Below are 9,917 nucleotides of genomic sequence, written 5' to 3'. Positions count from 1 at the left end.
TTTCTCATACGATATCGAGACCGCTCGTTTCCCTTCGGGGGTAATGGCTACTGCCCATACCATGTCACTATGCCCTTTTAGAGTGGCCAGTTCCGTTCCGGTCTCCAAATCCCACAGTTTCAGGGTTGTATCATCCGATGCCGAGACCGCTTGTTTCCCGTCGGGGGTAATGGCTACTGCATTTACATCGTCACTATGCCCGGTGAGGGTGGCCAGTTCCGTCCCCGTCTCCAAATCCCACAGTTTCAGGGTTTCATCATAGGATGCCGAGACCGCTCGTTTCCCGTCGGGGGTAATGGCTACTGCTTCTACCCCGCCACTATGCCCAGCGAAGGTGCAAATCAGTGGCCCCCCTGGAGGGGTGAGGTTAGCGGTGAGAGGACGAAACCAGGGTTTTCCACGCCATTGTTTCGCCTGCTCCAATAGGGCAACAATTTCAGGCTGAGAAAAGGACAACAACCGCCCCAGCAATTGCTCCGCCAACTTAGTTTGATCCTGCTCTAAAAGATGAGCCGACAACCGCAACGCCCCCTGAATCAGCCCTAACCCCCCTTCCTCCCCTCCCAACCCCAACGCCAAATCAAAATCATTCAGCAGCGCAACAACCCCCACCGCACCTAACTTCTGCTCCAAAAACCCAAAATCCGTCAGCCAAGCCCGCAACCGCTCAACTTCCCCCACATCGGCAAAATAACTCGGTTGGTGGCGCAACAAATGTAAACGCTTTTCCGAGTCCTGCTCCCTCAACCATTGACCCAAAGCCGTCATCATAGCGGCGCTCCTTTGCTGAAATTGTCAGCAATGCGGCGTTTGATATCCTCCAAATTCACCCCCGACTCCTCCGCCTCCTCTTGCAGAAAATCACTAAAAGAGGCATGATAAATCGTGTAGCGCGTATCTCCCGCCACCTGTTGTAACCGCAAAAACTGCTCCCATTCCCGCAAAATCGGTCGCAGTTGATATTCTGCCAACTCCGTCAACTCCGCCAACAACCGCCGAGACACCGCCTCCCGCAGCAGCGACAACACATAAATCGTGCGAACTTTATCAATCGGGAACGGGTCAGCCATCATGCCCATCAATCGCCAATGTTTCCGATAATATCGCCGCAACCCTTGCGGTAAACTTTCCAGACTTTCACTCTTATAAATTCCGTTTTCAATGTCATTTAAAACATAGCGCAAATACATGAAGTTATGCACCCCTTTAATCGGGTCAGCACTTCTATCCACCAGTGTCCCTAAAAACTGCTCTGAGCTTAACTGACGAGATGTTACCCACTCCTGAATCTGAGGACTTCGCCCATAGCGTTTCTCGGCATAACGTCGCGCATCCTCCGCACTTTCTGCTGGATACTGCATTAAATCAAACCTGGTCAAATAGTCAGTTAAGGGGAGGTCTAATTGTTGGGGACGTTTGCTGAGAATAAAATAGACCTTATCCACCAAAGAATCGGGCAAATAGAGCAGATTACTCCCCTTACTTTGCCCGGTTGCATCCACTTCATCTAAGGCATCCACTACCACCACTAATTTCTTACCGGGGGCGAGTTTATTCGCCGCTTCTGTCAATAAACGGGCTAAAACATTGCCATCTTCGGTAGCCCTTGCCGGTAGGGGGGAATAATTTAAGTTATAGCCGTGAATCAGTTGGGTGCAGATATTTTCTAGGAACTGTGCCGGGGTGACAATGCCTTGGGATTGAATATTAAAATGGGTGAGACAACCCCCGCCCAGTAACTGCACCAAGCGCGCCATAATTGCGGTTTTTCCAACGCCCGGGTCAGCTTCTAGGACAAAATACCCTTTAGGTTTTTGCTGTAAAAAATCCCGAATTGCCTGGAAAACAAAACGCCGCCCGACAAAATCCTGCGTTCTTTCCTCAATGATGGCGGTACAATCTTGGGAGAGGGGAAACTGGGGTTGAGTGGTGTCTAAGTATTGCTGAAACGCTTGCCGAAATTGAGCCAATTCATCCCGAATTCCGGTTTCTAATTGCTGCAAGGCGTGACAAATATCTTCACGGGTGGCGAGTTGGGGTAAATATTGTTGAATTTCGGTAATTTTTGCCAACGTCGCCCCGTGGAGGTCAAATAACATCCCCACAAAGGCTTTCCCGCCGTTGTTGGCATCGTCTTTCAGGACTTGGCGGAAGTGTTTATTGAAGTTAAGGGCTAATTCCGCCGCCAAATCGGTGATGACATCTTGATAACTCTCCGGGGTATCTCCCAAAACCCCTCTCTCACATCCCTGTTGGAATAACCAGGTGACCACCTCCTGCCATTCCAGTTCGGGTAACACCTGATACTCGGTAAACTGTTCCGGTGGTTGGCTGAAAATCTGATAGAGTTGGTCTTCCTGGAGGGTTTCAAACAGGTTCAGGGTTTGGGCTTGTTCGGCCCATTGCACCCAATATTCCTCGATTTTATCGCCAAATTTATCTAAGGATTCCTTGTCGGAATAGTTGGGGCTGATTTTTTCGGTCAAGGCTTTGGCTACGGTGCGTCCTGCCGCTTTGGCGATATCTTCATTCCGCAGGACCTCGCTACTCTGGCGGAATCGCTCAATTACTGTGCCTAAATTATTGCCAGTCATCCCCGCGAAAAAGTTAGAAAATCCGGCTAAGACGGGAACGGCTAATCCTGCCGCTTCACCCGCTAACCCGCCGGTGACGATGGAACATAAGCCCAGGAGGGCGGTTCCTGCTAGGAGTCCTTGATTGAGTTTGAGCAGGTGAGAGGAGTTCATCAGGGTTAACCGTCTCGGGGAAACCAGTGACTACTGTTCTAAGATAGCATAAGAGTTGCTGTTGGCTGAGGGGGAACCCAGAAGGCTGACCGGATTTCCCCTTAGTCTCGACTCCGAGCGTCCCCAGGAACAGGCGTTAGCGACTTAGCCCGGACCATCTAACCGTTGTCATCCCGCAGTTTCTCCTAATAATTTCACGAATCAGGCTTTCACCCAGGACTAACCCAGCTAAAATTCCCGTGGCGGCTGCCAGGTTGCTGCGGGTTCGTCTGTCTCCTATTTTATCAAGTTCTTCAGCGACAGCGTTAATCTCACTCAATGGCTGCCACACATCCCTCGTCGAGGCAATTATGCCCAAAGCAAGCAGCGTCGTCTGAGTCGCTGGCTGCATAACTCTCGCCTGAACCCTCATCGTTTGTACGCCCCCTTGATTCGAGGCGCTCTGTCCGAGTGGCAAGACCCCGTGATGTATCTGAGCTTGGATACTTCACTATTTTGGAATCAATACTGCCTGGTGCGTCTAGCGGTGGTCTATCGAGGGCGGACTTTGCCCCTAGTCTGGCGAGTTCTCAAACACCCAAGTGCCTCAGTCGCCTACCGAGATTACCGAGAGATGTTTGCTCAAGCCGTTAGTCGCTTGCCCTCAGGGGTGAAAGTGGTCGTTTTAGCTGACCGGGGCTTTTCTCATACAGAGGTTCTCAGAGGTTTGACTCAGGAATGGGGTTGGCATTATCGCATCCGTCTCAAAAACGATAGCTGGATTTGGCGGCCCGGTCGCGGATGGCGTCAACTGAAGACGTTTTATTTCAAACCCGGTCAAGCCACCTGTTTACACTCGGTCTTCTTACGACAGCATCAGGCACGCTCCTATGCTCTTGAGTTCCAGCTTCTCTCTTACCCTCCTACAGCACCCGCTTAAACTTTTGTCAGTCAATCAGCAATCAACGAGCGACTGAGTATTTAGTTGGTATCATAGGCGCTAATGATAGTCAGGATATTTTAAAAGAAATTAATTGGCATTTAAAGGAGGTAGAGTGGGGTAGTCATTTTGGAATTAGTGTCATTGTAAAATTATTGAAAATTTCCAGAGACAAGCCGCATGAAGAATCACCTATCAGTCATATTCGCTTTTACCAAACCTTTGAGGGTATTTGCCACGGAAGCACATTGGCAACCTCTCGGTTAATCGAATTGATTCAATCTGACTACTTAGAAGGTGATTATTCTTTGTATTTTGAGTATCTAAAGAGAACTATTGCTAACCAGGAACAAAAAGAAATGATAATTTCTGCTCTTCACTCCCATCTCAGCGATGAAACCTATAGAGACAACTTTAACCTTTATTTAGAGTGTTATAAACTCTTCTGGAACTGTGCCGAAAATCTCTCCTATCCCGAATTTTACCAAGCATGGCACAATCCCCCCACCACCCCTCATCCCGAAGCGGAAGACAACACCCCCGCAACTCCCACCCCCTTTACCCAACAGTGCAACCTCGCCCTTCTCTCCCAAATCCTCAACCAAGCCAACCAATCCCACCCCCTCAATTGCCAACCCATTTGCATCGACGGCAGCCGCTTCAGCGACCCCAGCAACCCTGCCTTGCAAATCTACACCACCTTGAAAAAAGCAGGTTGTCCCGCCAGTCCCGACGGTAAACCCCGTACCATTGCCGAATTACAAGCCTACTGCGAAGATGACCTCAGCGACCATCAAATTGCCCTCATCCTCTACGAAGAACCCACAGACCCATCCCCTCAAGGCTTTGATATGGCGGTCCTCAATCAACTCGCCCGGTTTAGCCATCCCCCCATTGCCGTGGTTGTCCCCCAACCCCTCCCGGAGTGCCGACTCCCCCAATTCCTAGAAAGCGACCCGGATTTGATGGCAACTCTCCTCCAGTGGTTGCACAATTTGGACAGATAAAAGGCAGCCCCTACCGCTTCATCCATCGCCTCGTGCAAGAACACTTCGCTAAACTGGAAATCCAGAAAGAGTAAAGCCCCATCAAAGAAAACGCTTTCTCAAAATCCAGTTAAAATATAACTGTATCCTCAACCCCATAAAACGATGAACCCAACTCAATATCAACTCTCCCTCAGTTTTGAACAAGTGTTGAGCCTCGTCAAACAACTACCGGAGGCTGATAAATTAAAACTCAGTGAAGCCTTATCCAAAGACTTGCTAGATAGCAAACTAACTCATCTTCTCCAATCCTTCAAGACTGATGAAATCTCCTTAGCAGAAATCACCCAAGAAGTCGAAGCGGTAAGAACAGAAATTTATGACCAGCAAACCGCCCATTAAGGTCATTATCGATACTAATCTTTGGATTAGTTTCTTGATTGGTCAAGCATTAGCCGACCTTAAAACCTTGATGGTCAGCGAAACGATCCAAATCATATTGTGTGACCAACTTCAAGAAGAAATTAGGCGGGTGACGCAAAGACCTAAGTTGAGAAAATACTTTTCACCCCAAAAAGTCTCTGAGCTTTTGGAACTCCTGGGGATTATTGCGTTGTTTGTGGAAATCAAATCCGAGGTTTCAGTTTGTCGAGATGAAAAAGATAATTTTCTCTTGGCACTCGCCCAAGATAGCCAAGCAAAATTTCTGATTACAGGAGATGCAGATTTATTGATTTTGCAAGAGTTTGAAGGCACAAAAATTGTCACCTATCAAGATTTTTTAAGTCAGATAAATTGCTAACTATAAAACTCGAAGATGGCACTGTCTGTGAAGCCGAGATTTATTGGTATGAAGCTCACGGCATTGGGTGCAAAGACTTCAAGATTAAATATCTACTGGAGTAAAAGCGATGAAATTTGTTGTATGTATTAAAAATACAGACTATGCAGCTTCCCTAGAAGTTCGCAAGATTTATCAAGTCTTACCTGACTCAAAAGCGAATCGTCATCAAATGCTGCGGATAATTGATGAATCAGGGGAAGATTACCTCTATCCTAACTCCTATTTTATGCCCATTGAACTATCCGCTCCTCTGCAACAAGTTTTAGAAATGTCTTAGGCTGCGTGGAATCAAAGAAACCGAGTTTCTGAGCATTGAGCTATAACCGTATTAACCTTTACCCAATCATCACTGTTGTGCTTTCTCTGAAATTTCTGCCATCACCTCAGTTAAACGCTTGTCATATAAATTTCCGCGTAAAAATAACTGAACAATATGACTTAACTGTTTCTGGATTTCCGGGTTAGCCTGTTCAAATGCCGCCTTAATCTCTTCATCAACCTGAAGAATAATACTAGCCATAGTTTTCTTATCAATTGGCAATTCAGGATTTGACCCGATTATAGCAGCACATCACGCGCCGCTTTAGCCATCCCCCCGTTACAGTAATTGTCCCCTAACCCCTCGCGCTCGTGGCGACTGTGGCCATACCTAGAAAGGGAGCCAGATTTTCTCTCCATATCGCGATCGCCCCTTGACAATTCATTATGCCACTGGATCATTTAGGCGATCGCCTGGTTGAGAAACCAAGTGTCTTCAAGACACCCGGTTTCTGGGATGTTGAGCCAAAGTGGTGGGGAAGGTCGTCGCCACAGTCATGGCCGTCCCCGCATCCACCAACAATAGACCAGCGTCAGCAGCAACCAGCCTGAAACCCGATAGGTCCCCATCTGACAAACTCGAACCGGAGGAGTCGGCACTGGGTTGTTCGGAATCTCCATCACCGCATTAACATAGGGTTCTACGAAATTCCCATAGGCGTCTTCTAAGGCTTGCCGTTGTTTGAATTTGTCTTGTAGATTAGCCATGACTGACCTCATTTGTGTCTCTGAGGTCAGTGTTTTTTTGGGCTAAAGCCCAATCCAACCAACTGGTTAAATCCTGAAACCCTTGCTAAACTGGCTTTATCTGGTTTGGGCAACTCTCCCGTTTGGGCAAGTTTCCCCAAGCCAGCACCAGTTTTCTATCGAGGGTCGTCATGGTGGGAAAATCGGGTCAGCCTTTCAAAAAAAGCCGCAAGTATGGAGAAAGCGCGGACGACTTGCAAGACCGTCTGGATTTTGTGGCGGCGTTGCTGGCTTTGGCTGATGAGGAGATCACGATTCCCCCAGACCCACTCAAAGCTCAGTTCAATCTGGAGTGGGTGAAGGCAGACGAGTTGAGGGTGTCTGGCATCCTTGAGCAAAAACAGCGCAATGGACAGATTAAGCGGATAGAAAAGGGGATTACTAAGAAGGAGTTAGGGGTTTTATTAGAAACCTATCGCCGGAACCCGATTTTGGAAGCGGCGAGGGACAAACTGATTCAAAATGCCCTGGATTGCCTTCGAGATTTGGGGATTCTGAAGGAGCATGAATCAGCCAAAAATCAAGGATATTGGAAGTTTTCGCTCTGTCTCAAACATCAAACGAAGAGAGAAGAGAACCTACAGGTTATTCGAGATAAATGGAAAGAGTCCTTTGGGAACCTGCCTGAAATTCACCATCCTCCCCAACTCACGGCGACGCTCAACCGCTGCATCTTAGGACTGAAGGGAAACTATCAAGACGCGCAACAGCAACTCACGGAAATTACCACTACCCTGCAAAACCTCCTCAAGGATAAAACCCTCTCCATTACCAAAGTTGAGGAAGGCAGTATTATTCTGATTGTGGAGAGTTCCCAAACCGGGTATGAGCAACTTAAACGCCTGATTGGACAAGAGATTGCTGGGTTTCCGGTGGAATATGCGATCGATGAATGGCAAGATATTTGCCGTCGGATGTTACTGGACCGGAAACCGTTAAGCAGTAATACGGTTATCGGTCAGGTTTATGGGAATCGCAATTTAATCGATGAGGATTTATTTGTCGATTTAGCCCTGGTGAAACCGAAACGGAGTCAGAACCAAAAACACCCCCAAGAGATTGACCCGGAAAAAGGTTCGGACTTGTACAATCGGGAGAAAAAGGAAGTAGAGAAACGGTTTGCTTATCGGAAGTTTCTCAAAAAAGTTATTGGTAAACGCACCGAGAAACGTCTTGCCATTATTGGGGAACCGGGGGCGGGAAAAACCACGTTACTCCAGAAATTAGCCTTTTGGTTATTACAAGAAACCGATGATTTAGTGGTTTGGGTATCCTTGGCAGAATTGGGCAGCCAACCCCTGGGAGAGTATTTAGAGCAAAAATGGCTTAAAGAGGCATTGGGGCAGTCCAGAGAGGAAATTAAAGCCGACTGGGAGCAGAAATTTAAAGGGGGTGCAGTCTGGTTACTGTTGGATGGCTTGGATGAGATGAGCCAGACGGACCAACAGGCGTTAAAATTGCGAGGTTGGGTGACCGATGCGCGAATGATTGTCACCTGTCGCTTGAATTTGTGGCAAGGGAACCCCAGCCAGTTACAGGGATTTCAAACCTATCTCACCCAACCGTTTCAGGATGAACAAATGCAGGAGTTTATCCGGCGCTGGTTTCGGGGATTGGTGGAGGCGGGAGAGGATGTCCAGTTAGCGGAATCCTTGTGGTCAGAATTGCAAGAGTCGGGGAAAGAACGGATTAAGGATTTATGCCGCAATCCCCTGCGGTTAACCTTGTTATGTGCGACTTGGAAGGTGGAGGATGCGCTACCGGAAACGATGGCGGACTTGTATGCGGGGTTTGTGGAGTCCGTCTATGGGTGGAAGGAAACGGCTTTTCCGGTGACGGAGGAGGAAAAGGAACAGTTAAATGCGGCTTTGGGAGAGTTGGCGAAGGCATCCCTAGAGGCGGAAACGAGTCGATTTCGGTTAACTCATCGGTTGGTGTGTGAGCATTTGGGGAAACCGAAGGCGGCGGGGTCGTTGTTTCCTCTGGCGTTAAAGTTAGGTTGGTTGAATGAGGTGGGGGTGGCGGCGGAAAATCCCCGTGAGAAGGTGTATGGGTTTTATCATGCGACGTTTCAGGAGTATTTTGCGGCGTTGGCGGTGGAGGATTGGGATTATTTTCTGCCGAAGGATCATGTTGACTGTCCGGTGGAGGGGAAGCGGTATCGGATTTTTGAGAAGCAGTGGAAGCAGGTGATTTTGTTGTGGTTGGGGCGTTGGGATATTGGGGAGGATGAGAAGGAGGGGTTTATTCGGGGGTTGGTTGAGTTTAAAGATGGGGTCAGAGATTTTTATGAAGATCAAGCCTATTTGCTGGCTGCTGTGGCGATTAATGAGTTTAAGGCTTGTTCTCTGGCTACCGAGATTGTGCTGCTGGTGGTGAAGTTGGGATTTGGTTACTTCAATCTTGAAAAACAAGAATGGCGAATTTTTCTCGACCCGATAAAAGAAGGGGCGAGAAAGGTGATACCTGAAACCATTAGACGGCTGGCGATTACAGAACTGAGCGCAGTTATTGAGAATTGCCCAGATGAAGATATTCTGGAGGAAGCGGCTGAAAGTTTAGGGAAAATCGACCCAGGAAATCCTCAAGCCATCGCCACTTTTGTCAATTTTATCGAAACGACTGAAGATAAGGATATCCGAAGGTGGTTGTTTAGAACTTTAGGGACAATTGGACAAGGAAATCCTCAAGCCATTGTCACTTTGGTCAATTTTATCGCAACTACTGAGGATGAATGGACCCCGATGTGGGCGGCACAGAGTTTAAAGGAAATCGGACAAGGAAATCCCCAAGCCATTGCTGCTTTGGTTAATCTTATCGCAACCACTGAGGATGACGATACCCGTGAGGAGGCGGCTTGGAGTTTAGGGGAAATCGGACAAGGAAATCTTCAAGCCATTGCTGCTTTGGTTAATCTTATCGCAACCACTGAAAATGACGATACTCAAACGGAAGCGATTGAGACTTTAGGGAGAATCGGACAAGGAGATCCTCAAGCCATTGCTGCTTTGGTCAAAGTTATTGAAACTACTGAGAATGAATATACCCGGAGGTGCGCGGCTGAGAGTTTAGGGAAAATCGACCCAGGAAATCCTCAAGCCATAGTTACTTTGGTCAATCTTATCGCAACCACTGAGGATGAATATACCCCGATGTGGGCGGCAGAGAGTTTAGGGGAAATCGGACAAGGAGATCCTCAAGCCATTGCTGCTTTGGTCAATCTTCTTGCCACTACTAAGAATAGATATACCCGTGAGGAATCGGCTGAGAGTTTAGAAGAAATCGGACAAGGCAACCCAGAGGCAGTTGCGGCGTTGGTCAATCTTATCGCAACCACTGAGGATAACTATACTCGG

Annotated in this window: 10 protein-coding genes; 6 read left to right on the top strand and 4 right to left on the bottom strand. The window is 48.0% G+C overall.

From position 1 onward, the window contains the following. Both AC0QH1_RS28285 and AC0QH1_RS28280 read right to left on the bottom strand, forming a co-directional pair. The coding region (locus AC0QH1_RS28285; RefSeq protein ID WP_442957374.1) for a WD40 repeat domain-containing protein at positions 1 to 768 on the bottom strand (768 nt) is incomplete at its 3' end. Next, a complete protein-coding gene (locus AC0QH1_RS28280; protein WP_324634786.1) occupies positions 768 to 2,747 on the bottom strand; it encodes an ATP-binding protein in 1,980 nt (659 codons plus the stop codon). The genes AC0QH1_RS28280 and AC0QH1_RS28285, both read right to left, overlap by 1 nt. Positions 2,748 to 3,174: 427 nt before the next feature. On the opposite strand from AC0QH1_RS28280, the gene AC0QH1_RS28275 reads away from it, so the two are divergent. The 5 genes from AC0QH1_RS28275 to AC0QH1_RS28255 all read left to right on the top strand — a co-directional run bounded on the left by AC0QH1_RS28275 (position 3,175) and on the right by AC0QH1_RS28255 (position 5,773). After that, positions 3,175 to 3,666, top strand: coding sequence for a hypothetical protein (locus AC0QH1_RS28275; protein WP_324634785.1), 492 nt, complete (start codon positions 3,175 to 3,177; stop codon positions 3,664 to 3,666). A 359-nt stretch (positions 3,667 to 4,025) separates the two neighbouring features. Continuing rightward, positions 4,026 to 4,673, top strand: coding sequence for an NACHT C-terminal alpha/beta 1 domain-containing protein (locus AC0QH1_RS28270; protein WP_324634784.1), 648 nt, complete (start codon positions 4,026 to 4,028; stop codon positions 4,671 to 4,673). Positions 4,674 to 4,817: 144 nt separating this feature from the next. Then, positions 4,818 to 5,054 (top strand): type II toxin-antitoxin system VapB15 family antitoxin, encoded by a 237-nt coding sequence (gene vap15 / locus AC0QH1_RS28265; protein WP_324634783.1) that lies wholly within the window; start codon positions 4,818 to 4,820, stop codon positions 5,052 to 5,054. Then, a complete protein-coding gene (locus AC0QH1_RS28260) occupies positions 5,032 to 5,454 on the top strand; it encodes a putative toxin-antitoxin system toxin component, PIN family (RefSeq protein ID WP_324634782.1) in 423 nt (140 codons plus the stop codon). The genes vap15 and AC0QH1_RS28260 overlap by 23 nt, the downstream gene beginning before the upstream one ends. Before the next feature lie 109 nt (positions 5,455 to 5,563). Next, the gene (locus AC0QH1_RS28255) at positions 5,564 to 5,773 is read left to right on the top strand and encodes a hypothetical protein (protein ID WP_324634781.1); all 210 of its coding nucleotides are present in this window, start codon (positions 5,564 to 5,566) and stop codon (positions 5,771 to 5,773) included. A gap of 69 nt (positions 5,774 to 5,842) precedes the next feature. Here AC0QH1_RS28255 and AC0QH1_RS28250 read toward each other — a convergent pair whose 3' ends face one another. Both AC0QH1_RS28250 and AC0QH1_RS28245 read right to left on the bottom strand, forming a co-directional pair. After that, positions 5,843 to 6,016 carry a hypothetical protein gene (locus AC0QH1_RS28250; RefSeq protein ID WP_324634780.1) on the bottom strand — a complete coding sequence of 58 codons (174 nt, stop codon included), beginning with the start codon at positions 6,014 to 6,016 and terminating at the stop codon, positions 5,843 to 5,845. Positions 6,017 to 6,309: 293 nt separating this feature from the next. Continuing rightward, positions 6,310 to 6,522 (bottom strand): hypothetical protein, encoded by a 213-nt coding sequence (locus AC0QH1_RS28245; protein ID WP_324634779.1) that lies wholly within the window; start codon positions 6,520 to 6,522, stop codon positions 6,310 to 6,312. Positions 6,523 to 6,692: 170 nt separating this feature from the next. Between AC0QH1_RS28245 and AC0QH1_RS28240 the strand changes: the two genes are divergently transcribed. Beyond that, on the top strand, positions 6,693 to 9,917 hold a 3,225-nt coding region (locus AC0QH1_RS28240; protein ID WP_324634778.1), incomplete at its 3' end, for a HEAT repeat domain-containing protein.

This window comes from Phormidium sp. CCY1219 (assembly GCF_055795085.1).
The sequence above is the reverse complement of the archived record's forward strand: the minus strand, read 5'-3'. Positions and strand labels throughout refer to the sequence as shown.